At 44.2% G+C, this 26,891-nt stretch carries 23 protein-coding genes; 6 read left to right on the top strand and 17 right to left on the bottom strand.

Annotated features, from left to right (window positions below; translation table 11 throughout):
* Positions 1-85: 85 nt before the first annotated feature.
* Together IQ19_RS04230 and IQ19_RS04225 are read right to left on the bottom strand one after the other, a co-directional pair.
* Entirely contained in the window at positions 86-1,372 is a 1,287-nt protein-coding gene (locus IQ19_RS04230) for an ArgE/DapE family deacylase (RefSeq protein WP_144540216.1), read from the bottom strand.
* A gap of 12 nt (positions 1,373-1,384) precedes the next feature.
* Positions 1,385-2,632, bottom strand: a complete 1,248-nt coding sequence (locus IQ19_RS04225; protein ID WP_144540214.1) for a M20 family metallo-hydrolase — start codon at positions 2,630-2,632, stop codon at positions 1,385-1,387.
* A 207-nt stretch (positions 2,633-2,839) separates the two neighbouring features.
* Between IQ19_RS04225 and IQ19_RS04220 the strand changes: the two genes are divergently transcribed.
* Positions 2,840-4,240, top strand: a complete 1,401-nt coding sequence (locus IQ19_RS04220; RefSeq protein WP_144540212.1) for a sigma-54 interaction domain-containing protein — start codon at positions 2,840-2,842, stop codon at positions 4,238-4,240.
* Between the two features lie 564 nt (positions 4,241-4,804).
* Here IQ19_RS04220 and IQ19_RS04215 read toward each other — a convergent pair.
* The 8 genes from IQ19_RS04215 to yhfZ form a co-directional block, all read right to left on the bottom strand.
* Positions 4,805-5,998, bottom strand: coding sequence for a phosphopentomutase (locus tag IQ19_RS04215; protein ID WP_144540211.1), 1,194 nt, complete (start codon positions 5,996-5,998; stop codon positions 4,805-4,807).
* A gap of 2 nt (positions 5,999-6,000) precedes the next feature.
* Entirely contained in the window at positions 6,001-7,161 is a 1,161-nt protein-coding gene (locus IQ19_RS04210; RefSeq protein WP_144540209.1) for a YhfX family PLP-dependent enzyme, read from the bottom strand.
* 20 nt (positions 7,162-7,181) lie between these two features.
* Positions 7,182-8,324 carry an aminotransferase class V-fold PLP-dependent enzyme gene (locus IQ19_RS04205; RefSeq protein WP_144540206.1) on the bottom strand — a complete coding sequence of 381 codons (1,143 nt, stop codon included), beginning with the start codon at positions 8,322-8,324 and terminating at the stop codon, positions 7,182-7,184.
* Complete coding sequence (locus IQ19_RS04200) at positions 8,297-9,241, bottom strand: phosphotriesterase family protein (RefSeq protein ID WP_144540204.1); 945 nt, start codon at positions 9,239-9,241, stop codon at positions 8,297-8,299. The genes IQ19_RS04205 and IQ19_RS04200 overlap by 28 nt, the downstream gene beginning before the upstream one ends.
* Before the next feature lie 155 nt (positions 9,242-9,396).
* Positions 9,397-10,689 carry a YhfT family protein gene (locus IQ19_RS04195; protein ID WP_144540202.1) on the bottom strand — a complete coding sequence of 431 codons (1,293 nt, stop codon included), beginning with the start codon at positions 10,687-10,689 and terminating at the stop codon, positions 9,397-9,399.
* Positions 10,690-10,720: 31 nt separating this feature from the next.
* Positions 10,721-11,080 carry a DUF2620 domain-containing protein gene (locus IQ19_RS04190; protein ID WP_144540200.1) on the bottom strand — a complete coding sequence of 120 codons (360 nt, stop codon included), beginning with the start codon at positions 11,078-11,080 and terminating at the stop codon, positions 10,721-10,723.
* A 1-nt stretch (position 11,081) separates the two neighbouring features.
* Positions 11,082-11,456 (bottom strand): PRD domain-containing protein, encoded by a 375-nt coding sequence (locus IQ19_RS04185; RefSeq protein ID WP_144540198.1) that lies wholly within the window; start codon positions 11,454-11,456, stop codon positions 11,082-11,084.
* 65 nt (positions 11,457-11,521) lie between these two features.
* The gene (gene yhfZ / locus IQ19_RS04180) at positions 11,522-12,454 is read right to left on the bottom strand and encodes a GntR family transcriptional regulator YhfZ (RefSeq protein ID WP_144540196.1); all 933 of its coding nucleotides are present in this window, start codon (positions 12,452-12,454) and stop codon (positions 11,522-11,524) included.
* Between the two features lie 116 nt (positions 12,455-12,570).
* Between yhfZ and IQ19_RS04175 the strand changes: the two genes are divergently transcribed.
* The gene (locus IQ19_RS04175) at positions 12,571-12,792 is read left to right on the top strand and encodes a hypothetical protein (RefSeq protein WP_144540194.1); all 222 of its coding nucleotides are present in this window, start codon (positions 12,571-12,573) and stop codon (positions 12,790-12,792) included.
* Positions 12,793-12,817: 25 nt separating this feature from the next.
* Here the strand turns inward: IQ19_RS04175 and IQ19_RS04170 are convergent, their stop codons facing one another.
* Entirely contained in the window at positions 12,818-13,426 is a 609-nt protein-coding gene (locus IQ19_RS04170) for an FMN-binding negative transcriptional regulator (RefSeq protein ID WP_144540192.1), read from the bottom strand.
* A gap of 155 nt (positions 13,427-13,581) precedes the next feature.
* Here IQ19_RS04170 and pdxR point away from each other — a divergent pair, with 155 nt between their 5' ends.
* Complete coding sequence (gene pdxR / locus IQ19_RS04165) at positions 13,582-14,961, top strand: MocR-like pyridoxine biosynthesis transcription factor PdxR (protein ID WP_144540190.1); 1,380 nt, start codon at positions 13,582-13,584, stop codon at positions 14,959-14,961.
* A gap of 619 nt (positions 14,962-15,580) precedes the next feature.
* Here the strand turns inward: pdxR and IQ19_RS04160 are convergent.
* The 3 genes from IQ19_RS04160 to IQ19_RS04150 all read right to left on the bottom strand — a co-directional run bounded on the left by IQ19_RS04160 (position 15,581) and on the right by IQ19_RS04150 (position 18,832).
* Positions 15,581-16,420, bottom strand: coding sequence for a MurR/RpiR family transcriptional regulator (locus IQ19_RS04160; protein ID WP_144540188.1), 840 nt, complete (start codon positions 16,418-16,420; stop codon positions 15,581-15,583).
* 163 nt (positions 16,421-16,583) lie between these two features.
* On the bottom strand, positions 16,584-17,276 hold the full coding sequence (locus IQ19_RS04155) for an N-acetylmannosamine-6-phosphate 2-epimerase (protein WP_144540186.1): 693 nt from the start codon (positions 17,274-17,276) through the stop codon (positions 16,584-16,586).
* 20 nt (positions 17,277-17,296) lie between these two features.
* Positions 17,297-18,832 carry a maltose/glucose-specific PTS transporter subunit IIC gene (locus tag IQ19_RS04150; protein WP_144540184.1) on the bottom strand — a complete coding sequence of 512 codons (1,536 nt, stop codon included), beginning with the start codon at positions 18,830-18,832 and terminating at the stop codon, positions 17,297-17,299.
* Between the two features lie 535 nt (positions 18,833-19,367).
* Here IQ19_RS04150 and nagA point away from each other — a divergent pair.
* The 3 genes from nagA to IQ19_RS04135 all read left to right on the top strand — a co-directional run bounded on the left by nagA (position 19,368) and on the right by IQ19_RS04135 (position 23,393).
* Positions 19,368-20,555 carry an N-acetylglucosamine-6-phosphate deacetylase gene (gene nagA / locus IQ19_RS04145; protein WP_144540182.1) on the top strand — a complete coding sequence of 396 codons (1,188 nt, stop codon included), beginning with the start codon at positions 19,368-19,370 and terminating at the stop codon, positions 20,553-20,555.
* A complete protein-coding gene (gene nagB, locus IQ19_RS04140; RefSeq protein ID WP_144540180.1) occupies positions 20,552-21,283 on the top strand; it encodes a glucosamine-6-phosphate deaminase in 732 nt (243 codons plus the stop codon). Before nagA ends, nagB begins: the two co-directional genes overlap by 4 nt.
* A gap of 505 nt (positions 21,284-21,788) precedes the next feature.
* On the top strand, positions 21,789-23,393 hold the full coding sequence (locus IQ19_RS04135; RefSeq protein WP_144540178.1) for an alkaline phosphatase D family protein: 1,605 nt from the start codon (positions 21,789-21,791) through the stop codon (positions 23,391-23,393).
* Between the two features lie 105 nt (positions 23,394-23,498).
* Here IQ19_RS04135 and IQ19_RS04130 read toward each other — a convergent pair whose 3' ends face one another.
* From IQ19_RS04130 to IQ19_RS04120, 3 genes are all read right to left on the bottom strand, one after another.
* Entirely contained in the window at positions 23,499-23,696 is a 198-nt protein-coding gene (locus IQ19_RS04130) for an acyltransferase (protein WP_144540176.1), read from the bottom strand.
* Between the two features lie 559 nt (positions 23,697-24,255).
* Positions 24,256-25,566 (bottom strand): helix-turn-helix domain-containing protein, encoded by a 1,311-nt coding sequence (locus IQ19_RS04125; protein WP_144540174.1) that lies wholly within the window; start codon positions 25,564-25,566, stop codon positions 24,256-24,258.
* A gap of 29 nt (positions 25,567-25,595) precedes the next feature.
* The gene (locus IQ19_RS04120; RefSeq protein ID WP_144540172.1) at positions 25,596-26,846 is read right to left on the bottom strand and encodes a M20 family metallo-hydrolase; all 1,251 of its coding nucleotides are present in this window, start codon (positions 26,844-26,846) and stop codon (positions 25,596-25,598) included.
* Positions 26,847-26,891: the final 45 nt, after the last annotated feature.

The raw sequence follows: 26,891 nt of genomic DNA, 5'->3' as shown, positions 1-26,891 counted from the left end.
TTTCGAGGATCAAGCGCCCTCCGCTCCAATCAACTCAGTAAATTAAACTAAGTTAATAAAAAACAACAAACTTTACGAAAACAACCTACTCGTTATACTGACACCACTTCAACAGAAATGCCGCATACGTTTTCGTGACTCGTTTAACACTATCCAAATCCACCCATTCATCAGGGGCATGCAGGTTGGCACCTGTTGGCCCGTAGCATGTGGAAGGAATATTGTAATAGAGGTTATAAAATCTAGCGTCTGTCGTACCTGTAAAAGCGCCATACCCTAAATCACTGTTCTCAATAATCCGATGCGCTTCCTCCAATGTATGGATAAACTCCTGATCCGGATCAAGGGTAAAGCCTTCCGCATGGAAGCCGTAAAAGCTGATTTCCGGCGGATTCACCTTGAGCCACTCGTCCTTCCTGGCCGCCTCCAGCAAAAATGCCTGTAACTCCTTCTTCACATCTGCCGGATCCACTCCCGGGTTAAAACCAACCCTCGCTTCAACCGTACATTCGGATGGAACTGTGGAAGGCCAATCGCCTGAATGGATTTTCCCGATATTAATATTTTGCGGATGCGGATGGTCACCGAACACTTTATGCTTAGACCGGCTATTAATCTCTTTCTCGTATTCTTGAAGGGCTTCTACCATTTTATAAGCTTTTACAATGGCATTGACCGCTTTGTCCGCTCTTTCTGTATGCGCCCCTAGGCCTGCCACCTTTATGCGGATCCAAATGACACCAACCTGTCCCACTAAGGCCTGCTGTCCAAGCGGCTCCGGAATGAGGGCTGCATCTGCCCGGTATCCAGCTTCGATGGCAGCCAGTGCCCCGTTGCCTGTGCACTCTTCTTCCGTGACCGTCTTGATCGTCACATCATTGGCAAGCTCCACTCCTGCCTGTTGAACAGCCTTTAATGCATAAATCATCGCCGTAACCCCGGACTTCATATCGGCAATGCCGCGGCCATACATTTTATTGCCGACAATCTCAGAGCCCCATGGATCAAAGCTCCATTTGGATACCGGCTCCGGGCTGACCACATCGATATGCCCTTGAAAAATAATGCTCTTCCCCTTTTTATCTCCCTTTGCCTCATATTTTCCAACCACAACAGGACGGTTGTCATAAGACCACTCCGCCTTGGAATATCCGGGATGAGCACCCAGCTTCTCCGGATCGGGGATTATTTTTTCCACCTTCAAGTTCAAATCCTTTTCAAGGGAGCCGGCCAAAAACTCCTGAATGGCCGCTTCATTCCCCAGTGTGGACGGATACCGCCCAAGCTTTTGAAGGTAGGAAATTTCCTCTTCCCATAAAGCATCCACCTGTTCAAAGACTTTCTCGATGACGTCCTTTTGCACTTTTTCCATTTATAACACTCCTTAAAGGGTTTCTTTATTTGCCAAAGTCAAAACTGTATCAAATAAAACCTGTACTCCCTTTTCAATATCCTCTGGTGTACTAAACTCTTCTTCACAATGGCTGAGCCCGTTTATGCTTGGTATAAACAGCATAGCTGTCGGGGTTATCCGATTTAAATACTTGGCATCATGGCCTGCCCCGCTCAGCATTCTCATATAGGAGAAGCTATGTTTTTCGGCTGCGTCTTCCATTACCTCAATAATCTCTTTTGAAAAAGAGTCTGTATCGATTTTGTCGAGATCTTTAATCTGCAGCTCCATTCCCTCCACCAATGTCATCGTGCTTAATGATTCCTTTACCTGCTGCTCAAAGCGTTCACGAACATGATCATCTGGATGGCGAATATCAATCGAGAAGACCACCTGATCTGCCACTGTATTGATCACATTCGGAAATGCCTGGATTCGGCCAACCGCAACGAGCAGGTCTGGAATCTCCTCTGCCAGCGCATAGATTTTCGCAATAAGCTTGGAGGCAAGCAGAACAGCATCCTTTCTGCGGTTCATCGGAGTTGTCCCCGTATGCGACGTCCTCCCCGTGATGGCTGCCTCCAGCCAGCTCATCCCCTGAATCCCCGTGACAACTCCAATCGATTTTTCCCGATCCTCCAAGACAGGGCCCTGTTCAATATGCAGTTCAACGAAACAGAAAGGGTCCTGTTGGCGGTTTTCCTTTAAGCCTTTGTAGCCGATCCGCTCCAGCTCTTCTCCAAATATGAAGCCCTTTTGATCTTTCATATTCAGGATCGTTTGTTTGTTAAAAATCTCTGCCATGGCGCCTGACCCCAGCATAGCCGGCTGAAATCTGGCCCCTTCTTCATTTGTAAAATTAACAATTTCAATCGGTCTCTCCGTTTCAATACCAAGATCATTTAAGGTCCGGATCACCTCCAGCGCCCCAAGCACACCGAGCACCCCATCATACTTTCCGCCTTTTGGCTGTGTATCCAGGTGGGAGCCCGCTAAAACGGGAGCCCGCTCATTGTTTCTGCCTTTCCGCCTTCCATACATATTGCCAAAGTCATCAACCCTCGTTTCCAATCCGCAATCTTTCATCCACTGCAGGAAAAGGCTTCTCATTTTCTGGTCCTCATCGGTCAGGGAAAGCCGGCAAATGCCGCCATTTGGCAGCGTGCCAATTTCCGCACTTTGCTGGATCGTCTTCATTAAGCGATCCAGCTTGATATTCGTTACCTGATGTTTCACCATATCCGCTCCCTTCTTGCCTATTCTTTTTGCAAATAGCGTGCCAAGTTAATAGAGTCATTTAGGCGAAATTCGCTAGATTCTGTTGTGAATTTTTAGAATATTTACTATAATTGTTTTTAAAAGCGACTCAATGAGTTGATTTCGATTCGCCTTTATCAAACGTTTCGGATGAAAATGAATCGAAATCAATTCAGAAAGGAGGATTATATGGAGCAGCTTCTAAAACTGGCCAATCAGCGCCCAAATTTTTTTACAGATATTCTGAATTCTATTAATGATGCCATCTATATTACGGATAAAAACGGAGTCACCCTATGGGTCAATCACATTAGTGAAGTCATAACCCAGGTGCCGCGGGAGAAACTGATCGGAAGAAATGTAAGAGATTTGGAGAAAGAGAGGGTATTTTCTCCTTCGGTTACGAGGCTTGCGGCTGAAGCCAACAGCAATGTCAGCACGGTCCAGGAGGTGAAAGATGGAAGGAAATTTATCGCCACCGGCCATTTAGTGAAGGATGAAAAGGGTGAAGTCATCGCCATCGTCGCACATTGCCGGGATATTACGGAAGTTGTCAAAACCTCTTCCAAGCTTAGGGATACAGAGGAATTGCTGGAGAAATACAGCCAGGAGCTTAGAAAATTAAAGATTCCCTTACATACAACCGATCTTCCGCCAAAGAAAGAATTGATCCTGCACCCATCAACCGAAGACCTGATCGGGAAGATCGCCAAGGTCGATACGACTGCTTTAATCACCGGTGAAACTGGTACAGGAAAAAGCGCGACAGCGGAAAGAATCCATTTATTAAGCAAACGGTACAATGCACCATTTATCCAAATAAACTGCGCATCCATGCCGGAGCAGCTGCTGGAATCCGAGCTCTTCGGCTACAAAAAAGGAGCTTTTACAGGCGCGCACACATCCGGCAAGCAAGGATTAATCCAGGCTGCGGAAGGCGGAACGTTATTTCTGGATGAAATCGGCGAGCTGCCTACCCATCTACAGGCGAAGCTATTGCATTTCCTGCAAACCAAAACCTACCTCCCGATCGGTGCAAGGGAGTATGTCCAGGCAAACGTCCGAATCATCGCCGCCACCAATCGAAACCTGGAAAAAATGACAGAAGAAACCTCCTTCCGTTCAGACCTGTATTACCGGCTGCATATCCTTGCGATCAACCTTCCACCGCTTAGGGAACGAAAGGAAGTCATTGAGGACCTTGCCTTCTACTTTCTGGACACCTACAACCAGAAATACAACGTCAATAAACGCATGACTTCCAGAGCATTAGATATCTTTCAATCCTACCACTGGCCCGGGAACATCCGAGAACTCGAAAACCTGATGGAAAGGCTGGTCATCCTATGTGACCAAACCATTAACGAAAAAGACCTGCCGCAAAAAATGATGGAAAACCAGTACATGCCTGATTATATGAAACAGGCAGATCAGCATAACAGCATGCCGGAATTACTGGAGAGCATTGAAAGGAATATGATTCTTGAGGCTTTGAAAAAGGAGAAATCGACGCGGAAGGCTGCTCAGCAATTAGGAGTTACTCAGTCTCTTTTGATGAGGCGGGTTCGGAAGTATGCGATCGATATTTAATGGCAAAACTTCCTCTTTTTTAACACAAAGAAACCTTGTCATGCTTCACAGAATGACAAGGTTTCTTATTCCCCTATAATCTTAAATGTTTCTCTTATTCTTTAGTCAACTGTAAAACTTACTAGTATAAGCCTCGCCTTCGCTAATATACCATGATGGCCACACATGCCATCCACCTGTTTTTATTATAAATGAAAACGCTTACATATTCCGCATTAACTATTATTCAATTTTCGACAAACACCAGTAAAAGTATTTTCAAATCCTCCCATATCACATAATATCCTAAATTCCAACCACCAACTGCTATATGCTAAAACCCATTGGATAGTGGCCTTGTTGCCACTTTCATATGAGTTAATTGACAGCATAAAAATTTTACCCTATCTAAAATATAATTTTCTTTATTTAAGAGCACTTTCAGGGAAATCCCTTTAAGTGGCAGTATTCGGTTATCCGCCTTAATCTTTGTATATAGCTGTTAGTTAACGGCCTTTGTATGAGGATTTGAAATAGAGAAATCCGCTCTTTGCCCGAGCGGATTATTTAAGGATTATTTAAGGATTATCTAAGGATTTCACCTAAAAAGCTTGTGCCTTCCTCTGTGGCAGGCAGACCAAAAAATTCACTAAATGTTGCTCCAACGTCTGCCATGCTATTTCGCTTTCCTATATTTACAGCTTTTACACGTTTCCCTGCGGCCAAAATAGGTACGTACTCGCGTGTGTGATTGGAATGCCCGATTGTTGGGTCGTTCCCGTGGTCAGCCATAATAACGATCAAATCTTCCTCAGCCATTTTAGGAAGAAATTCAGATAGCCATTTATCTGTTATATTGAGGAGACTGGCATACCATTCCACGTCCTCTGCATGGCCTGCCAGGTCCGTTTCCTGGACGTTTACAAGGAACGCCGTATCTTCTATTTCATTGAGATAAGAACTCTCTAAAACTCTTAAAACTATTTCGGTATCAACAATGGGGTCTGCAGGGCCTTCGCCATGCAATACATCTGCTGTTTTTCCGATACGATGCACTTTAAGGTCATTCCGGGCCGCAATCATCGGAAATTGCCCATCAATGTTCACCCCGTAGCCCATATGATAGACTTCGTAGCCCTTCCCATAAACCTTTGCCTTCGGAGCATCGACACCCCATTGGCCGGGATTTCTTTCATGAACAACCGACAGGATATGTTCAATGGTTGTATAGGGTCCCCCAAAAGCGATAACCCTGCTTGTATCCACGTTTTGGCGGACAATCTGTCCGACTTCCTTTAATTCATGAAAAGGCATCCTATTAAAATCAGCTGTTAAATTGATGATGTTTCCTAATGAAGATTCAAGATTGTCACCGATGACACAGGCGCCGTTTACCAGCAGCACAGGTCGGTCTTCCCAAGGATATTCAACTTGATAGCCAGCTTCCGCCAATACTTTTGCAAGGTTCCTATGGATGTCCTTCATCAGCCTTTTATTCGAGCGCTTCGGGCAGCTCCCGGCAATTTCCTGATGTCCCAAATACGTATCTGCCCCATGATGGGCAAGAGCCGAATAACCATATGCATTAGCTGGCGCTTCCATTCCATCAACAAGCGCCCCAAGCCCCAGATTATATAAAGTGGGTATATTTAAAAAGCCTGCTGATTCCCGTATATGCTTAAACGTATTAGCTCTGCAGTCAGAAGGGTTAAACTCCCCGCAGTCGTTCATTGCTCCAATTCCAAAACTGTCGATTACCAGCAGAATTGCTTTTGCCATCCTCACCACTTCCTCTCAAAGTGAACCAGTTCCGGCTTTCCGCTTTGTATTCCTTTTACCAGTGCAATATGGGCTCTTGTAACGAAAACCTGTGTGCGGAAAGAAAAAATGGCTGTATCCCCTTCAGCAATACGAAAGCCCTTCGGTTTTTCGATTGCCCCGTAATAATCGATTGCTTCAGGAGCCGGTTCTGCTGCTGGGACATACTGATCCAATATCTCGCTTTCTGCATTTCCGACGAGGCACCCCGTTAGATGTGAGCGGCCATAATATCCGCCCCCGATTACATAATAATGATCCTTGTCCTGGTGGGACACTTCCGTTACATAGATAATGGCCGGCTTTTCAGCGAGATCCCTATAAGCATGGAGCGGCGTCGTTCCTGTGAGGGCATGTCCAGGTTCCCCATGCGTCACACCCTGGTCAGCTAAAAATGGAATGGTTTCGCAGCTTGTCGCGCTTGGACCGTTTACTTGCTTGACTTCCATGCCCCGTCCTGCTAAAACCTTTTTAGCCTGAAGAAGGGTTTGAAAGTTAGGAGTAGGCTCCATTCCCATCCGGTCAGCCGAAAGTTGAAAGTTCGGGAATGTGGTGATTCCGGCTATGTTAATGCCCGGAAGTCCGGCCAGCTTAGTCAGCTCTTCATCCAATGAATCCAAGGGAAAGCCGCCCTCCTGTCCGGGATAAATGAAATCCCCATCTGCATACACTCTCAGAAGGACATCCTGCACCATTCCGGATTGGACGGCTGTCTCTGAAAGCTGCTGGGCACGTTCGTATGAAAACAGGGTCACGACCTCCGGTTTCCACGATAAAACTTCCGGCCATTGGTTTTTTCCCGGCTGAACAAGGTGGCCAACATTGCCGATTTCAACGCCGCCTTCTGCCAGTGTTTTGGCTTCATCAAATTCCACAGCTACAGCTTTTTGAATGCCATGCTCTGCTATAAATCGGCCAATAAACGGAAGCCTGCCCAGCTGTTTGCTCATGAAATAAAGCTGGAAGCTGTGCTCATTTGCCGTTCTTGCAAGTGCCTCCACATTCTCTCCCAGGATATCAAGATCAATCACATACGTATTTGGGGGTATTTGCCCGCTTTGATGCAAGGTGACACCTGATTGTATAAGCTTTGGGTTTCTTCGTCTTGTTACATCTAAAAACATTGAATATCCCCCCTTTGTTATCAGCGATGCTGCTTTTCTTTTGCAAGAGGTATCACTTTTTCCAATATGCCGATAATCGTGCTTGCACCGGACTTCATTGGGTTGATGCGCAACCCATACTCCTTCAGTTCCGGCTGGGCTTCCAAAAAGCTTCCGGATACCCGGTAAATCATTGGAATGATTTCATATTTTGATTCTGCCCCAACAGGGTGAGTGGCGGCGCCGTGCTCATCACTCATGCTGATGACCTGCTGGGCAATTGGATCTTTCAATTCCACAATGACATTTTTCGATTGGGCATTGGTCATATACGCAGCACGGATTCCGGCCACAGCCCCTTCATTCAGCCGGCGGCATAGCTCTTCTACTTGCTCATTTTGAATCGCTAAAGATACAGGCGCAAAGGTCATCATCCTGAGCAGCTCCATTGCTTCGTAGCCCTGTACCTGGCCTCCGCCCGAATAGTTATAATGATGGACTCGGGCAATCGCCTCTCTTTTTCCGACAATGATAGCAATCCCTTCAGGACCCAGCAGTTTGAAGCCGGAAAAAGTGGAATAATCGGCGCCCAGTTCAACCCCAATCCCCTTCGTTTTTAATGCACAATAATTATCATCCACCACAATTGGCAGGTCGGGGCGTTCTTCCTTTACGGCTTTAATGACATCAGCCAAACGGTAATGGTCTATCGGCTGCTGGCGGGCATGCTGAATGTAGAAAACTTTAGGGCTTTGGTTGTGCCTGATTGCTGCTCTGATTTCCTCAAGATTGTTATAATCCGCTTCGACTGTTTTAATGCCCAATATCCTTAACGTTTCTTTGGTCGTTGTATAGACAGGGGCTGTATGAATGAACATTTCATCTCCTGCAGCCAAAAGCATGCTTAAGATATTGCGGATCGCTCCCGTTCCTGCACCTCGGACAAGAGCACAATCCTCCGCTTCAAAAAAGTCCGCCAGCACTCTTTCCACAAGATAAGTCTGTTCCGGACGCTTCCATTTTGGAGAGACACCGAGATCTCCCATCGATAGAAACTGCTTTCCCTCAAAATAATGGCTCATTCGATCGACGAGCTTGAATTGTTTTTCCTGGGCCTCCTGTATCGATAAACTTGGCAGAACTGAATCGGCATACTTCAGATCGGCTGGATTGTATGTTGACAATATGATCCCTCCCTTATTGAAAAAGCTCTGGATGGATTAACGATTAGAAGCTGCTGCAGAATGCTGTCCGAAACGCCGGCTTCTTTTAATTTTGGAATAAAAGATTCAAGCACCAGCCCGTAGCCTGGCCCGCCATTCTTTTTCCAATGGGATTTCCGTGTTAGATCGGCTGAAAGCAGGATTTGCCTTTCAAATCCCCGATTAATAAAATCAAGCAGGAAATCCGATCTTTCTCCGTCAGGCCGGTAATTATTTTTGCCAATCGTATCAAAAGCGATATAGGCACCTGTTTCCAAAACGGAGAGCACTTCCTCTTTATTCGGATTAAGGTCCTGATGGCCGATAATGATTTGGTCCACAGGAAGTCCTTGCTTTGTAAGAAGCTGCACCTGTTCAAAGCCAAGTGTCCCGAGCGTCGTATGGGTTGTGACCGGAAGGCCGGTTTCGACTCCGGCTATAGCCGCACCAATCAACAGTTCTTTCTCAATCGGCTTCATTTCATTCTTGCTTGTGCCCACTTCCCCAATGACACCTGGAAGAATGCCGGTATCAGCGATTCCTTCCGTAGCTTCTTTAATGAAATGATGCGCAAACTGTTCTGCTTTCCAGTCCCCGGCATATTCCGGGATAAATGGATCCTTGTAAAAGCCTGTGCACGTAATCAGGTGAACCCCTGTCGCTTCACTTAATCTTTTTAGAACAAGAGCATCCCGGCCCATGCCGTCATTCGTCACTTCGACCATAGACCTGCCGCCCAGACGGTAAAAGTCCTCCAGTTCCTCCCGCATGCCCTGTTCATCATCAAATATCGTATCCGGATCTTTTTTCACTCGCGAAAGATCAATGGAGAGATGCTCGTGAGCCGAGCAAACCCCCAATTCCTCCGGAGCAATTTTTCCAAGAACCGTTTGTATCATGGCCTTTCACTCCGATCTTCTCTGCCGATTCTTATATTGCGGATAAATTTCGTTCTAATAGGGATAAAAATCTTTTATAACGAGGATAAATCCCGCTATAACATAGATAAACCTTTTTATATTACAGAAAAGCTGTAATGACAGCTTCATACCATTTATTGAGGAATGGACATAATTCCAAGAGCCACAAGGATATTCGCAATGATTCCGACTGCAATGGCGCCAACAGGACCAACCGCAATACGGACAATTGGGCGTCCTGCCGCTTCATTCAATAAGTAGAAGCCCGCAATGAAGAAGAAGCCAAATCCTGGCGCGATCGCATTTGCCGCATTCGCTCCACCGATCAAAAGGGCCACTTCCAGAAGCTTGGTCATCGCACTGCGGATGTTTTCCCCGGAGTTGCGGACACCAGGATATTTATCAAGGAATCTGGCAATTGAACTTAATAGCATAACTTCAATGAAAATTATAATGACACCGCCAATTAAGGCTAACCAAACATTTGGAGAGAAAAATCCTACAACGAAAATGAGCGTAAATCCGACCGGGCTGTAAACACCTGTTGCAATAGCTGTACTGGCGACAAGCGGAATAAAGCCGAGTGCACGGGCAGCGGCAGCAATTCCGGCATCTGTTGCTTTGCCTTCAGCCAATAGATTCAGAGAAATTGGATCACCTGCCATAATCCATAGATTGGTAGCAGCTGCAATAAGACCGCCGATAATCATAAAGAAGACTACATTTTTTCTGATCTTAGCTACTTTGTCACTGAATACGGCTGCAAGGTCAATGGATGAACCTTCTTCTGCTTTTTCCTTCATGGCAAATGCAAGCAGGAATATCATCCCAGTAATAAGGGCCATTCCTTCCTGGTTCAGTGTTACAGTTGTACCCGAAACAGTTAGGATAGCACTTTCATTTAGCCAAACAGCAAGCTGGCGGACCAAAGCGGAAACAATAAACGTAATGACACCTTTCTTCACACTGAACTGCATCGCTACAGCAAGGGCCGGGAACGCCATGAATGTAACAACTACCGGTGCTCCAACTGCTCCCATTGCATCAAGGAAATTAAGCGGAAGGTAATCAAACAGTTTAACAAAGCCTTCCAATCCGATTAAAAGACCTGCTCCATACGCTCCCCCGATCACGGCAGCAAGCGGCGTACCCCACTTATTTTTGGGTGTCAGCAAACCGATAATATCTGTCCCCAGCAAGATACTGTGAACGAGAATGATGCTGGCGGAGAGTGTAAAGGGAATTCCAAAACCGATCACAAGGCCAAAGCTCATGGCAAAGGCAGTAAATGCCAGGTCTCTTCGTGTCATCCGTCCTTCTACGTGCTCGGAGACAATAGGCCGAAGCCCATCGTTGAAAACAGCAATATTCATATTGGCCAAAACAGCAGCAACGGCACCGATCAGGATAATTAAGGTCATTTCCATTTCATTTTCCCCCTTAAGTTAAATGGATTTCCTAGCTTCTATTCTTTAAAGCCTTGATAATCATAGGGACTGCGGCATCTTTATGATCCGCTGTAAATCCAAAAGCTTTTTTGCCTTCATTGACAGCGGTTACGATTTTCTCCTCAACAGGCTTCTTCCCTGGCATGGAAACAGTCTCGCAATTTGGTTTGCCCAGAAGTGCAATAGCCATCGCTAAAGCCCCGCCGCCACCAGTATGGCAGGCGCCGACATAGTAATCTGCTTGTCCTGTCTTGACAGCCATGGCAGCTTCCAAATCCGACTTGATCATCGTCGTGATGCTGCTATCAATTTCTTTTATTAAGCTCTCAATCTCTTTTTTATCCACTTGTCCTCCAACTACAATTTTCATCCTAGTTTCCTCCTTTATTAATTTGCAGTACATTCGTATAATGGATGAGCAGAAAATCGATTTCTTCCTGGGGGAGCTGTTTTTTCCATTGCTGCTGTACAAAATCGATTTCCTTTATTGCCAATGCCGCTTGCGGTGACTGCTTTACCTCTTCCAGCAAAGCCGGATGAGGAGCTTCCACCTGTTCACCCTTTTCAATTCTGGTCAGCGCTGTCGGCAAATGCGTGAACAGCATTTCTGCCTGTTCAATGGTATCTTTTTTTAAGATTGAACTTAAATGCATGAATGATAGAGTAGTTATATCTGCAGCTTTTGTGCTAACAACCAAAGAGGTTAAAAGTATGTCTAATCTTTGTTTCAACTGTTCTAAATTCATTGAAATTCCTCCAGTATACAGTATTTAGTATATTAATCACAGAAAGAAACTAGAACTCCAGTTTCTTAATAGTGAGGATACTTTTTTTCCTCCTCGACAAGCTGTTGGATTTCCTCCACTTTTTCAAATTGAAGAAGCTGGATCTGTTCCTTAATATTTGTTCTTTCACTTTCTATCACAATGGCAGCCCTTGTCGCTTTCAGGGCCAGTTCCTTTGCTTTTTTCGATTTAAAATCTGAGGAAGTAAAAGTCTTAAAAGCTCTGGCTTCATCAGCATTCCACACTGCTGCATCAATACTGCCATTTTTCAGCATGGTGAAAAGCTGCATATAATCTACTTTGATGAGTTCAACATCCAAACCTTCACATTCCAGCAGGGTGATATTGGCCTGGTCAGTAGATGAATAGTCAATCCCTAATCTCATGCCGTCTATAATCCTGTCATTTCCGCTTTTTGAAAAAAATACTTTGTGGGACGTCACATATGTTTCAGGACCTAACGTATGAAGAATTTCCAGGCCCTCAAATTCCTGTACTGCTTCTTCCGCTGCCAGCTGGGACATGATCGCAAAATCGTAGCGGCGCGTTTTCAAAGATTCAATTCTTCTCCTGGCCCCTCTCATATAAGCGAGTCCTGATTTCTTATTCATCTCTTCAAAGCCTTCCACCATGCCGGTAGCCAAGCCTTCATACTTGCGGGAATATGGCAATGGCATAACGCCCATTACAGGTCCGATGCCGGCAATCTCGTAAAGAAGGTTGATGTCCCTTTTTTTAAGAAAGGTCCCAAGATGCCCCCTGGACTCCAGAGAAATGGCATGCAATTCCTCCAGCACTCTTAGTGCTCCCTGCACAGTTCCCCGACCCAGGGAAAGCTTTTCCGTAAAATCACTAACCCGCGGGATCCTCTCTCCCTCTAAAAACTGAATAAGCTCCATCGCAATAAACTTCGCTGCCAGCCCATTTTTCGAATACAAACTTTCCCAAATTCGGCTCATATGTCAATACCTCTTTCAATATACAAAAAATTGTATATTTTGAGTGTAGCGTTTTCATATCTCTAATTCAAGGGTTTTCTATAAAAATCCATATTCTTAATAAAAAACAGTCTTAAATGACAGCCAGCCAGACGAATCCGTATAACAGCATGCCGAAATTACTGGAGAGCATTGAAAGGAATGTGATTCTTGATGCTTTAAAAAAGGAAAAATCGACACGAAAGGGTGCACAAAAACTGGGCGTTACACAATCGCTGCTGATGAGACGGGTGAGGAAGTACGGAATCGATGTTCATGCAGAATCCGCTAATCAGCAAAATAGCCTAATTTCTATTTGACTTGACTGAAACAAAAAATTAACTATTACTTTTTAAGATTTTCTTTCATGAATTTTGATATTTGCTGCTCATCTGTATTTAAAATCTTTTCCAGGTGATTAACAATGAGTTCTTGCCTTTGGCGAGAATGGTTTTGACTTAATTTCGCTTTCCCTTCAATACTATTAATCTTTATTTTGAATCCTTGAACTCCTTTATTCATGCCAGCGAGAAAATCGGGATCAATATCTTGCAATCTGTATGAACTGTCAGGAGCTTCATACTTCAAAACCATATCATGCATGGAACCGATTAACTCATCTTCATCCTCAATAAGTTCGACTTCGCCATATACGTGAATAGCTGTATAATTCCAGGTTGGCACAGCTTTATTGGTCTCATACCAGGATGGTGAGACATAACAGTGAGGACCGTGGAAAATCACTAGTACAGTTTGATTCAGTATATCTTTCCACTGAGGATTCGGACGGGCAAAATGTCCATATAAGCAGGTATTTTCTTTGTTCAAAATTAACGGCAAATGAGTGGCGAATGGTTGACCATTGTGCTGAGAAAAAAGAGTCGCAAAGCTATTCTCCTTTATGACAGTGAAGGCTTCATCCTCGTTGATCTTAAAGTGCTTGGGAATATACATGAAAAAATCTCCTTTCCATTTTACAAAAATCAGGAAACTAAGTAAATCCTTCCGGCAGGCATTCAAAATATATTTGATACAGGTTATGATAATATTCAATCTGACATATAAAAAGATACAATTTTAAATAATTGAGCATGTCAAAGGAGATGCCAATGAAAAATACCATTTTTGCTATTAAGGATGACTCCCCTAAATATAAACAAATCTACGAGCAGTTTAAAAAATATATTGAGCAGGGTGACATACCGGCTGATGAACAATTGCCCTCCATTCGCCAGCTCGCAGACTCCCTTCAAGTAAGCCGCAACACCACCTTAATGGCATATGATCAGCTTGCTGCTGAAGGCTATATTCGCGGAGAAGGAAGAAAAGGATTTTTTGTAAATCAATTGGAAGCAAGTTTATTTCAAGACTCGTCCCTTTCAATTAGCCAAAAGCAAACAGAGGCGGCACCAACTGTCCGGATTGATTTTAAAGCAGGGGCCGTAGACCAGACACATTTTCCTTTACAGGCCTGGAGAAGGACGGCCAATCAAGTACTAACGTTTCAGGAAAGCTTTCGATACGGGACCCCATTTGGCGAAGCCTGTCTCCGGGAACAAATTGCGGCATACTTGCTCCAATCCCGCGGGGTAAGGGCAGATTCCAATTCCATTATTATAGGCAGCAGCACCCAGCAAATGCTGATCAATCTTGGATATATACTGAAGGATGATTTTCCGGGCATTTTCGTAGAGGACCCTGGCTATGATGGTGCCAGGGAAGCCTTTCAATTCCATCGTTATCTACTTGAAACCTTGCCAGTTACTGAAGCCGGTGCTGATTTTTCCCAATTAGAACAAAAGATATCACGATTAATCTATGTAACCCCTTCCCATCACAGTCCATACGGGGTAAGCATGTCCATTCAGCAGCGGCAAAGGCTTATTCAATGGGCCAACATGAAGCAAGGATATATTATTGAAGACGATTATGACAGTGAGTTTCGCTATACGCAGAAGCCATTTCCTGCTCTCGCTTCGATTGATTCTGCCAGAGTCATCTATCTTGGGAATTTTTCAAAGTCCTTTCTTCCAGGAATCCGATTAAGTTATATGGTGCTGCCACAGCCGCTTTTAACCCTTTACAAAAATCAGTTTAGTCATTTTGAGAATACTGCTTCTCTTCTTAACCAGCTTGCAATGGCCAAATTCATGGAAGATGGGGAGTGGGATCGCCACATTAAACGCATGCGGCTTGTTTATAAAAGAAAAATGGGGCATTTAGTATCTGAATTAAAGGAACAGTTCGGTCAATGCATAACGATTATAGGGGAACAGTCCGGTTTGTACGTATTAATTAAAGTTCAGCTTAAGCGCACAGAAGAATGGCTTCTTCAACAGGCATCCAGTTGCGGTGTGAAAGTATATCCCACTTCTCTTTATTTCATCCATAATCATACTGAACAGCCGATTATCAAACTTGGCTTCAGCAATCTTTCTTTTGATGAAATACAGCTTGGTGTGAATCTTTTAAAGAAGGCGTGGCTATAGACATGCCCGCGGCTAATAAAATGCCAAGATATTATCTTTAAGGACTCTGAGGATGCTAGTTAATGACGTTCCACCTGCCTAGTCTGGAGGCATATAAGGTAAAAACCGATTCTTTGTTTTACGCTTTAAAACTTCATGGTATCCGGGGTCAGGCTCCTCTGTTTTTTCTCTTTTTTAACACAAAGAAACCTTGTCATTTTCAACAGCATGACAAGGTTTCTTATCCCCTATAATCTTAAACTTTTCTCATATTCTTTAGTCAACTGTAAAACTTATTAGTATAAGCCCCGCCTTCGCTATATACCATGATGGCCACACATGCCATCCACCTGTTTTTATTATAAATGAAAACGCTTACATAAACCACATTAACTTTTCTGCAATTTTCGACAACACTGCCGATAGAAGGAAACCAAAACCTTTTCGCATTAGACCCCACGAAAAGGATATCGTATTGTTCCTAAATATATGAATGGATTGGCTTGATAGGTGCTGCAGGACCCATCCGCTAAGAAGATCAGGTCGATCGCCTGATGGACTGTTGTACACTAGATAAAAAATTGTGAAGGCGGAAGGATTCCATGTATTTGGTTCAGTCCCTTTCATCGCACGGCCTTCATCAAATATCCTTCAAAGCCCTCAGCGTCTTATCCCGAATCTGAATCCGGTTCATATAGTCTTTTGCTACAAGTTCTGTGTATAGTAAGTCAAATAGCAGAAACAGCGGAAGGGTTGGAGAAATGTTCTGACCCATATGCATACTGCTTTTACTCATAACGAGAAGGGATAAATCTGCTAACTGGGAAAGTTCAGATGTTTTATCACTCGTGATAGCAAGGACTGACGCACCTTGCCTCTTGGCAATTTTAATCGCGTCGATGACTTCTTTTGTTTTCCCTGAAACAGAAATGCCAATGACAAGACTTTTGCCTGTGCTTAAAGCTGCATCCATCACAGCTTGATGAGGGTCTGTAATCGACTCAACCTGGACTCCGATCCGAAAAAACTTCCATTTGAACTCCTGGGCTGCAATCCCTGAGTTGCCGATGCCGTATACATGCACTTTCTCAGCATCCGTTAAAAGGGAAACGGCCTGCTGAATATCAAAATAAGTCATTTTCCGAAAGGTCGTTTCGATAATCTCCAAATGGTTTTGATAGAGATTGGAAAAATAATCGATCTCCTTGATGTCACTGGCTACAGTCGGTTTGTTCCTTAAATCGATATATCTTTTTAATTCGTGTTTGAACTCATTAAACCCGGAAAAAGAGATTTTCTGACAGAAGCGGGTAATCGTAGCCGGGGAAATATGAATTTTCTTCGCGATTTGGTTGATCGATAATTGGCTGATTTCATCAGGATTTTCGATAATATATTTTGCTAATTCCGACTCAGAGCTTGTGAATTTTTCCATCGTGCAGGCTATGCCATGCAGAAGATTCTCACCCAGATATTCCATATTCTTTCTCCCCTTTTAGATCATCCATACGTTCATTATACAAGTTGTTACCCTTATTTTTAGTCAAATGGCTGAAAACTATGAACTAATCATAATTAACCCTACTAAAGCAAAAAGCTGAAAACAACCCAGTCAGGAGCCTGAGTTATTTTCAGCTAAATCCTTATTTTTGCATAGCATCTACAAATCTTTTTGTAATGATCTGCGGTCTTGTAATCGCACCGCCTACCACAACCGAGTGAACATGAATATCCAGCACAGAGCGGGCAATTTCCGGGGTTGAAACATTTCCTTCTGCTATTACCTTTGCGTGCTTCACTTCTTTGACGATTTGTTTGATCACGGCGTAGGCATGATCATCGATTTTCAAGCCTTTTGTCTCTTCTGTATATCCGTATAATGTCGGTGCGACAATATCAAACCCCAGCTCATCGGCAAAAATGGCTTCTTCAACGGAAGAGACATCCGCCATCAGCAAAATATGAGGATACTTTGATCTTACGTCTTGATAAAACGATTCTAAATCCTTTCCATCTGGCCGGATCCGATTCGTTGCATCTGTCGCAATGATTTCGGCACCCGTGTCAGCTAAGGCATCGATCTCTTTCATGGTTGGTGTAATAAAGACAGGATGGTCCTTGTATACCTGTTTGATGATGCCGATCACAGGAAGATCGACTATTTCTTTTATTTCCCTAATATCAGGGACGGAGTTGGCCCGAATGCCAACAGCCCCTCCCTCCTTTGCAGCTAATGCCATACGTCCCATAATGAACGAGCTATGAAGCGGTTCTCCTTCTAAAGCCTGGCAGGAAACAATTAGTCCATTTTTGATCTGTTCCAGCACTTGATGCATGTAAAACACGTCCTTATTATTTATTCCTGACCTAAATACTCTTCTATTTCGTTTTTAACAATGGTGACTTGAGGTCCATAAATAACTTGAACACCCGTTCCTTTTTTCACAATTCCTTTTGATCCGGTCTGTTTAATGACATCTTCTTTTACCAGGGATTCATCTTTAACGGTTACCCGCAGACGAGTCGCACAGCAATCAACTATATCAATATTATTTGTTCCGCCTAATCCTTCTACAATCGTTTTAGCACGGTCTGTAGCTGAAACTTGCTCTGCTGCCTGTTCCTCATCTTCACGTCCAAGAACTTTGAAGTTCTTTTTTCTGATTAAGAATTTAAACGTAAAGTAGTATAAGAAGAACCATGGAATACCTACCATTAACACATATGGCCAATTTGTTTTATCGGCCCCTTGGAGAATTCCAAATAAAATGAAATCAATAAATCCGCCTGAGAAGGTTTGTCCGACAGTAATATTGAATATGTCTGCCATCATAAAAGCAAAACCATCGAAAATGGCATGTACTAAATAAAGAAGAGGTGCCACGAACAAGAAGCTAAATTCCAGCGGCTCAGTGATTCCTGTCAAGAATGATGTTAACGCTGCTGATAACAAAATTCCCGCTACCACTTTTCTGTTTTTCTTTTTAGAGCAATGATAAATGGCCAATGCAGCTCCTGGCAGACCAAACATCATGGTAATAAAACGGCCTGACATGAATCTTGATACCCCTTCGTAATATTGTTCAGTCGAAGGGTCACCCAATTGGGCAAAAAAGATATTCTGAGTACCGCTGACTAATTTCCCGCCAATCTCCAGCGTTCCGCCAAGTGCCGTTTGCCAGAATGGAAGATAGAAGATGTGGTGCAAGCCAAGCGGTCCGAGCATACGCAAAATAAATCCGTAGAATAGCGTTCCGATTTCCCCGGTACCTGTAACCACTGACCCAAGCCCATTGATTAAAGCCTGGAAGTATGGCCAGATCACAAATAGAATCGCCCCTACAAAAATGGAAGCAAATGAAACGACAATAGGAATAAATCGAGATCCCCCAAAAAATCCTAACACTTGAGGCAGCTGAATTTTATTGTATTTATTATGCAAGGCAGCTGCTGCTATCCCGACGATAATACCGCCAAATACACCCGTTTCCAAAGTCTGAATCCCGACAGCCATCCCTTGACCGGCTCCTGCCAAGTTATCCTTCGCCAGGTCTCCGGTTAAAGAAAGCAGCGCACTGATGGTACTATTCATAACAAAATAACCGATCATGGCTGCTAATCCAGCTGTTGCTTTATCTGAACGGGCTAAACCGATCGCTACCCCTACCGCAAATATGATCGGCAAGTTGGCAAATACGATTGAACCTGCTGCACTCATGATTGTAAAAATGGCCTGCAGCCAGCTGATATCTAAAAATGGATAAGCTGAAACCGTATTCGGGTTAGACAGCGCTCCGCCAATTCCCAATAACAAACCTGCTGCCGGTAAAACCGCTATAGGAAGCATGAACGATTTACCAAATTGCTGCGCTTTTTCAAAAGCTTTTTTCATTGATATTAACCCCCTTTATCTTGATGAGAAACCTTAGTGCTTTATCCTTCTATCCGTATCATATATTCGCAGCTGCCGCAGTTCAATGGGATTGAAATCGTTTTCAACCCTTTTCATCATTCTTGCTCCAACGCTGAAAACACGTTCAAATTAACATGTGTGTCTACTTTTCATTCATTCCTGATAGTAGAATAACTACTTGAAAAGAAGTCCCCGTCTGCTGGAATACAAACGGGATGCTTTTGAAGCATTGGTTTTTTGAATACTTATTGAGATTAGCGAACCTTAACTAGCTGAATCTCTCCTTTTACTTTTTGGCTCTGTTAAAGGTCAATGTTGTTCTTAGCACCCTGTTGATTGGAGTGGAAGGCGGCGAGACTCCTGCGGGAGTAGCGTACCAAGGGAGACCCCGCAGGCGCAGAGCGACGAGGAGGCTCCCGGTAGCCCCGCGGAAAGCGAGTGCCTGCAGCGGAAATCAACAGCCAAATTTAACAGAGCCTATTATTTACTATATGTACAATGGGAGTTGATTACCTTGAACGCTATCTTGCTTAAAGGAATGCAAATATATGCGGAAGACCAAAAGATTGAAGCAGGCTATATTCAATTGCAGGACAACAAAATAATTGGTGTTGGACCCATTACGAATTTGCCGGAAACGGAAGGATTTGAGGTGATTGAAGTTTCCCCTTCCTTTAAAGCGATTCCCGGCCTAATAGATATTCATATCCATGGAGTAAATGGTGCTGATGTGATGGATGCAACAGCGGAAGCTTTAGAGACCATGTCCGCTGCTCTTCCTAAAGAAGGCACTACCAGCTTTTTAGCGACAACGATGACTCAAAGCCAAGCAGCCATTGAAAATGCACTGATAAATTCCGGGAATTATATAGAGAAGCAGCAATCACCCGGTAAGGCAGAAATCCTTGGCATTCATCTTGAAGGACCGTATGTCAATAAAGCCAGAGCCGGTGCTCAGCCAGTGGAATTCATTGTGGATTCAAGCATCGAGCAATGCAAAAAATGGAACAATCTTGCGAAGCAATCGATAAAAATCGTTACACTGGCTCCTGAACAGCCAGGTGGCATGGAAATGGTGAAATACTTGAATGAAAACGGCATTATTGCCTCCATCGGCCATTCTGATGCCACATATGAAGAAGTCACCCAAGCCATTGAAGCCGGCGCTAAACACGTCACACATCTATTTAATCAAATGCGAGGCTTGCATCATCGGGAACCCGGTGTAGTCGGTGCTGCTTTATTGCGGGATGAATTAACAGCAGAAATAATCGCCGATGGTGTTCATGTCCGGCCTGAAATGGTGAAGCTGGCCTTTCAGCAAAAAGGCAAAACAGAGTTAATTTTAATAACAGACTCCATGAGGGCAAAATGCTTAAAAAACGGAGTCTATGATCTTGGAGGACAAGCCGTAACGGTTGAAGATGGAAAGGCGGTTTTACACGACGGAACACTCGCTGGCAGCATTCTAAAACTCGGACATGCGATGAAAAATATGATGGATTTTACGAGCTGCTCACTGGAAGACACCATCCAAATGGCTTCCGTTAATCCAGCTAAGCAGCTGAATGTCTTCGATCGCAAAGGAACCATCACAATTGGAAAAGACGCTGACATCGTGATATTGGATGAGCAGCTTGAAGTAGCCATGACTTTTTGCCGTGGAGAGCTTGCCTATCATCGAGGAGGAGAACAGCAGTGAAAATCTTACAAGCAAAAAATTATGATGAAATGAGTCAAAAAGCAGCGGAGTTTTTAATCGAAAGAATCCGCCGCAGCCCTGACATTAATCTGGGATTGGCAACAGGCGGAACCCCGGTTGGATTATATGCTCAATTGGTGAAAGATCATCAAAAAAACCATACTTCCTATCAGGACGTTACAACCTTTAATCTGGATGAGTATATGGGGCTTTCCAGTGAAGACCCAAATAGTTACCGTTTTTTCATGGACAAGCATTTATTTAAACATATTGATATTAAAAAATCGAATACTCATGTTCCTTTAGGCGATACAGCCAATCCTCAGAAGCAATGCAGCGATTACGAAAACCTGATAGAGAGACATGGCGGCATTGATCTTCAAATTCTTGGCATCGGCAGCAACGGCCATATTGGCTTTAATGAACCTGGTACATCCTTTCAATCTGAAACACATATTGTCGAATTAACACCTTCTACACGCGAATCCAATGCACGATATTTTAATAGCCTTAGTGAAGTGCCTTTTCATGCTATTACTATGGGGATTGCGAGCATTATGCGCAGCAGAGAAATTCTCTTGCTTGTCTCGGGAAATGCCAAAAGAGATGCCTTGGAGCAACTGTTACAAGGAGAGGTTAATGAAAGCTTCCCTGCCTCTATATTGAGAACACACCCTGCTGTGACCATTATTGCAGACGAGGCGGCTATAGGGTCAATTGTTGTTTAAACCTATTTAATGGGTAGCTCGTATTCCATTAGCAGCTTACAGAATCAGAGGAGAAACGGCTTGGGGCTTGCAGAACGGGGTATCCAGTTAAATAGGAAAATTACGAAAGCATCTGGTGAACGGCCAATTGCGGATGCTATCCTTTTGCTTCGATAAGATGAAGCATAACGATTCAATCAAACGTTTGATTGAAAAAAACAACTTTAATTAGGAAAGTCAGCGATTATATTCGCTGGCTTTCTTTTATTTAGATTGGCACTTCTATTCGTCTTCCTATGCTAATTGAATCCCATTATTAAAAGAGTGTCGTTAACCCATCACCCCTCTTTTACCTGAGCCCCATGCCTGTTAATTTTTTTACAAGATTTTACGCCAATGTAAGATAGTTATAGTTTGTTTATACTTTCGGTAAATTACACCATTTTCTCTTCGATTCTATGTTATCTATTAAATGTCAGAACGGTCTGACATATTTTCATGAATTTTTACATAGGGAGTGGAGAACATGAGTTATGAAAACTGGTTAAAGGAATTCAATTCGAAAACAGTCACGCGGCGGTCGTTTTTAGGTACCTCAAGCAAAGCAGCACTGGCTGCTGCACTAAGCCTGACAATCCCCCATTCATTGTCCAAAAAGGGTGTGGAAGCTTCTTTTGCCTTCAATGCCTACCCATTTACGCTGGGGGTAGCATCAGGGGATCCCTTGCCGGATGGGGTTGTTTTATGGACAAGATTGGCACCTGAACCTGCTGCTGCAGATGGGTTAGGCGGAATGCCCGATAAAAATATCCGTGTGGAATGGGAAGTGGCAGAGGATGAACAGTTTAATAGAGTAGTAAAACAAGGAACAGAGGTTGCCATGCAGGAGCTTGCGCATTCCGTCCATGCAGAAGTACATGGCCTAAGGCCGGGAATGGAGTATTATTATCGGTTCAAAGCCGGAAATGAAATCAGTCCTGTCGGAAGGACGAAAACAGCTCCGGCTTGGGGAGCACATGTGAACAGCCTTTCTTTTGCCTTCGCCTCCTGTCAGGCATGGGTAGGAGGACGCTATGCCGCTTACCGTGACATGGCACAGCAGGATCTCGATTTTGTTCTCCACCTTGGGGACTATATTTATGAAAAAAGGGACACAGCGACCCTTGCTGATTTCCGTAACCAGCATGCCCTTTACAAGACTTCTCCTGACCTGCAGCAGGCTCACGCTGCGTTTCCGTTTATCGTGACCTTCGACGATCACGAAATTGAAAATAACTGGGCAAATGATATTTCACAGCCGGACGGAGAAGAATCCAACCAAAACTTTTTGGACCTTCGCGCTGCAGCCTTTCAAGCCTATTATGAGCACTTGCCGCTCAGGCTTCGATCAAAACCGCATGGTTCCGATATGACTCTTTACCGTCAATTCACATATGGGAATTTAGCCGATTTTAATGTGTTGGATACCCGCCAATACCGCGATGACCAGTTAAGGGACGGTTTTCCGAGTGCGCCGCTGGATCCTGAAGCACAGAGCCCTTCAAGAACCATGATGGGCTCCAAACAGGAGCATTGGCTGCTGAAAAATCTTGAGCATTCCAAAGCCCGCTGGAATGTCATTGCCCAGCAAACCATTATGGCTCAATATGACTATGATCCAGGCTCAGGAATCAGTGTCAATCATGACCAATGGGACGGCTATGCGGCCGAGCGTGACCGGATTTTGAAGTTTATACAGCAGCACCGACCTTCCAATCCGATTGTCCTTGCCGGAGACTGGCATTCAAGCTGGGTCAACGACTTGAAGGCTGACTTTACGAATCCTTCATCGGAAACTCTTGCAACCGAGTTTGTCGGCACTTCAATCAGTTCAGGCTGCGGCTGGAAGGATAATGTGGAAGCAGCACTTTCCGCTAACCCGCACGTAAAACTCTTTAATGGCGACCTGCGCGGATATGTTCGCTGCGATTTGACGCATGATTCATGGAAAACGGACTTCCGTGTGGTTTCTTCCCCTGGCGATCCGAATGCACAAGCCTTTACGATGTCATCATGGGTGGTTGAGAATGGAAAACCAGGTGCAGAGGAAATTGGGGTTTCTAAATATAATAAGGTTGGGGTAACGGTATAGCATATCTTGAAACTAAAAAATTTCGGAGAAAAATAAACAGCCGACCGGGTTTTTCCCTTGTCGGCTGTTCAGTTTCTTCTTATAGTTTTGACATTCCCATTTCCACTAACTTGCTCTTTCCTCCGCAAGCTTCACTCCCTCAAACTTCTGTACAAAATTGCAGGTTTTACATGCCCGCCCGATTGATTGTTTGGTAACAGGATCCCGATAATACGTTTCATTAAAACCGCATATAGAGCATTCTAGTTCGTGGATAATTTCCCGTTGCCCAAGGATCGCTTCCAGTAATAACTCGAAATGCAAATCTACCACTCCGATTCCCTTTTAGTTGTTTATATCAAATGGAGAGTGCGAAGATTCCCGAACTTTGTATAGTCTAATGGCGCATCTTTACGACAAAACAGAGAAGGAACCCTATTACTCCTGGGTGAAAATAAGGTAATTTGGCCTTTTTATAGTCAAATCTATAGGATGACTTAAACTATTATTCATTTAGGAGTTTTACATGCTTCGATATTTTCTATTATTTTTCGGGAAATAATATGCTTTTTATTGTCGTTAATAGGGACTTTAGTGACATTATAGGATTCCTTCCTAAATGGGGGTTGTATATGATCGTTTCTATATTAGAGTTCACTTGAGAATACAACTCTTGGAATTATACTTTGAGGATTTATTTGAGATGGGGTTTTATACAACTTCTGATCAGGCTTACATGGGCTTTTTTTTATAAATGTTAAAAGGTTTTTCCCGAAAATCTCAGAGTTCCTCCTTGATCCGGAAGCTGCTCCGGATCAAAGGGGAAACACCTGAAATTCGATCATTTTCTCCCGCTTTCTTAAAGCAGCCTGGGAACATTCAGCTACAGCTGCAATTCATAAACCTTCCGTGGCCTGCCGCGCTGGCCAGGCTGTTCTTCGCCGGTCACTTTTGCAAGTCCCAGCCGCTCGAGTTCGGACATGATTCTTCTGGAATTGCGTTCGGTGTTTTTCAGCCACCTTGAGATCTCCTGGGCTGTGACGATATTCTTTTGATAATGTTTTGATAGGTACTCGATTTTTGAGACGATTGCAGGGCTTATTTTCGCATCTTTAAAGCGTTCTTCCCATTCGTCTCCCCATTTGCGCTGCTGGTAGGAGATGGTTTCCTCTCCGCTGCCCGACAGGTGTTCCTGTATCTGTTTTTTTTCATCCACACTAACCACAGGTGACGTTTCCTTGTTTCGGGCATACTGGAGGGCAAGCCGGACATTCTGCTCCGCATCATAGGCCGTCAATCCGTAGCCAATCCCGATTCTGACTTTCAGCTTGCTGTGTATTCTCGCTTCTTCGATCAAAGAATGCATAGAGGCTTCCTGAAAATGCATGTCCATTTCGCCTCTTGTCGTGTAAATAAAGAATAAACCGTCTCCTATTTGCACGAATGAGCCTTGCACTTTTTCGGCATAATCGAGCAGGACTTGCTTAATCTCCAGCTCATGGCGCTTCATTTCGTAGGTAAAATGCTGCTCATCAAGTGAACTGGCGGAGTGCATCACTTCAAGCCCCATGATGGCAATCTGTGACCGCTTATACCAATTGGATTGGCCTCTTTCCTTTAAGTACCGTAAAACAAGCTTTATAGCGACAGGAGAGGGAACCACCCGGTAACAAGGTATCCCATTTTCCTTTAGCCGCTCGTAAACTTCAAGGACACATGTCAAGGCGACCTGTGTTTTTCCTTCCTCATATAGCTTTTTATGAAAACGGATGATTTCCTCGGCTGGTTCATATTCGTTATAAGAGAATGAATGAATGTTCAAATCTCCTAAAAAGTATGTATTGCGCAGCGTATCCAGTTCTGATTGCTGAATGGTATCTAGGCTGGCATGTTGGAACCCGCCTTCCCTGATATGTGCTTCAAGGAGAGTTCCCAGCAAACTCGAACCGTACAAGGGGGGATAGTGAGCATTTTCATCTCTGATAAGCCCTTTCGAACGTGCAAAATAGTAAGGAGCCTGCCCTGAAAAAAACCATAAATCAATATCTGCTTGATATTCCCTGATGATGTTTTCCGTTTCTTTTGTTTCTTTATAGATATATGGAGTCATTTCCAGTTCGCTATGTTCACGCCCCAAAGCGAGAATATGTCTGACAGAGTCTTCCGGTCCCACTACCCCAACACGGATCTTCATTCTTTTCCACCTGCTTTTCTTCTATTGCTTCATATGCTAGCTTCACTCTTTAAATAGTGTGCGATAATCTCTGTTCCCATTTCCAAGTCTTCAAGTGAGGCAAATTCCTCTGGATGATGGCTGAGCCCATTTTTGCATGGAATAAATAATAGCCCGGATGGCCATTTGGCCGCCATATTCATGACATCATGGCCAGCACCGCTTTCCAGCACAAAAGCTTTATAGCCCAAAGTTTCTCCTGCGTGCTGCAATTTCTTCCTCACTCCATCATCCAATTGGATGGATGGGTTATCTACAAGGGTATTCACTTCCATTGTAACACCAAATTCACTGGAAAGCTGACTGCACTTTTGGCGGATCAGCCTTTCCATTTCCCTTTTTAAGTCATCATCCACACTGCGGATATCCACTCCCAGTTCGACGATGCCCGGAATCACAGTCATTACATTAGGTTTCAGTTCAATGGTGCTGGCTGTAGCGACAATGGGCACTTCACTCGAGCTGGTTAAAGAAGCGGCCGTTTCCGATATAAACGTAATAAGTGGCGAAACAGCAACGAGAGCATCCTTTCTGTTCCCCATTGGAGTTGTTCCCGTATGGCCCATTTGCCCTTTTATCATGATCTTTAGGCGGATTGGGCAAGCGACCGCTGTCACAGCTCCGAATTCCGCACCGGCATCTTCAACCCTTGTCCCCTGCTCGATGTGAAGCTCAATAAAACTTTTCAATGCCGTCTCCGGCCGTTCAGCCTGGTCAATCGCATCCCAAGAGATCCTCATTCCTTCGACTGCCTGACGGATGGTGATGCCGTCTTCGTCTGGCACATCTGCCAGGTCATCCTTATTTAAAAGGCCGCTCATCGCCTTGCTTCCTATGGTTGACACACCGAAACGCGAAGATTCTTCTGAGGCAAAACAAATCACTTCAATAGGAGAAACTGGAACGAATCCCTCTTCCTTTAGCTTTTTGATGGCTGCCAGACCGCAAAGGACACCCGCTACCCCATCATATCCTCCGCCTCCCTTTACCGTATCCACATGGGAACCAACAGCAGCTGCCGGGGAATCTTCTGTTCCTTTCTCTTCCGTTTCCCACCGTGCAATAGCATTCCCAGCCTCATCTCTCCTTACTTTCAAACCGATCTCTTCAGCAATGGAAACAAAAACCTCAATTGCCTGCCATTCCTCTTCCGAGTATCCCAACCGGCAGAACCCTTCAGGCCGTTCCATGGAAGTGGTTACATTCAACTCTTTCAGATGCTTTTCCAGCCAATCTTTCATAATCAACACTCCTCCCCTTTATCCCAATCCAATGTAAAATGCTGA

The sequence above is a fragment of the Cytobacillus oceanisediminis genome, assembly GCF_007830235.1.
Classification (GTDB): Bacteria; Bacillota; Bacilli; order Bacillales; family Cytobacillaceae; genus Cytobacillus; species Cytobacillus oceanisediminis.
This window is presented reverse-complemented; position numbering and strand designations above follow the sequence as displayed.

Bases quoted from the DNA above. Each gene is read 5' to 3' on its own strand.
- IQ19_RS04230 (WP_144540216.1), bottom strand. From the start codon at position 1,372: ATGGAAAAAGTGCAAAAGGACGTCATCGAGAAAGTCTTTGAACAGGTG.
- IQ19_RS04225 (WP_144540214.1), bottom strand. From the start codon at position 2,632: ATGGTGAAACATCAGGTAACGAATATCAAGCTGGATCGCTTAATGAAG.
- IQ19_RS04220 (WP_144540212.1), top strand. From the start codon at position 2,840: ATGGAGCAGCTTCTAAAACTGGCCAATCAGCGCCCAAATTTTTTTACA.
- IQ19_RS04215 (WP_144540211.1), bottom strand. From the start codon at position 5,998: ATGGCAAAAGCAATTCTGCTGGTAATCGACAGTTTTGGAATTGGAGCA.
- IQ19_RS04210 (WP_144540209.1), bottom strand. From the start codon at position 7,161: ATGTTTTTAGATGTAACAAGACGAAGAAACCCAAAGCTTATACAATCA.
- IQ19_RS04200 (WP_144540204.1), bottom strand. From the start codon at position 9,241: ATGATACAAACGGTTCTTGGAAAAATTGCTCCGGAGGAATTGGGGGTT.
- IQ19_RS04195 (WP_144540202.1), bottom strand. From the start codon at position 10,689: ATGGAAATGACCTTAATTATCCTGATCGGTGCCGTTGCTGCTGTTTTG.
- IQ19_RS04190 (WP_144540200.1), bottom strand. From the start codon at position 11,080: ATGAAAATTGTAGTTGGAGGACAAGTGGATAAAAAAGAGATTGAGAGC.
- IQ19_RS04185 (WP_144540198.1), bottom strand. From the start codon at position 11,456: ATGAATTTAGAACAGTTGAAACAAAGATTAGACATACTTTTAACCTCT.
- yhfZ (WP_144540196.1), bottom strand. From the start codon at position 12,454: ATGAGCCGAATTTGGGAAAGTTTGTATTCGAAAAATGGGCTGGCAGCG.
- IQ19_RS04175 (WP_144540194.1), top strand. From the start codon at position 12,571: ATGACAGCCAGCCAGACGAATCCGTATAACAGCATGCCGAAATTACTG.
- IQ19_RS04170 (WP_144540192.1), bottom strand. From the start codon at position 13,426: ATGTATATTCCCAAGCACTTTAAGATCAACGAGGATGAAGCCTTCACT.
- pdxR (WP_144540190.1), top strand. From the start codon at position 13,582: ATGAAAAATACCATTTTTGCTATTAAGGATGACTCCCCTAAATATAAA.
- IQ19_RS04160 (WP_144540188.1), bottom strand. From the start codon at position 16,420: ATGGAATATCTGGGTGAGAATCTTCTGCATGGCATAGCCTGCACGATG.
- IQ19_RS04155 (WP_144540186.1), bottom strand. From the start codon at position 17,276: ATGCATCAAGTGCTGGAACAGATCAAAAATGGACTAATTGTTTCCTGC.
- IQ19_RS04150 (WP_144540184.1), bottom strand. From the start codon at position 18,832: ATGAAAAAAGCTTTTGAAAAAGCGCAGCAATTTGGTAAATCGTTCATG.
- IQ19_RS04135 (WP_144540178.1), top strand. From the start codon at position 21,789: ATGAGTTATGAAAACTGGTTAAAGGAATTCAATTCGAAAACAGTCACG.
- IQ19_RS04125 (WP_144540174.1), bottom strand. From the start codon at position 25,566: ATGAAGATCCGTGTTGGGGTAGTGGGACCGGAAGACTCTGTCAGACAT.
- IQ19_RS04120 (WP_144540172.1), bottom strand. From the start codon at position 26,846: ATGAAAGATTGGCTGGAAAAGCATCTGAAAGAGTTGAATGTAACCACT.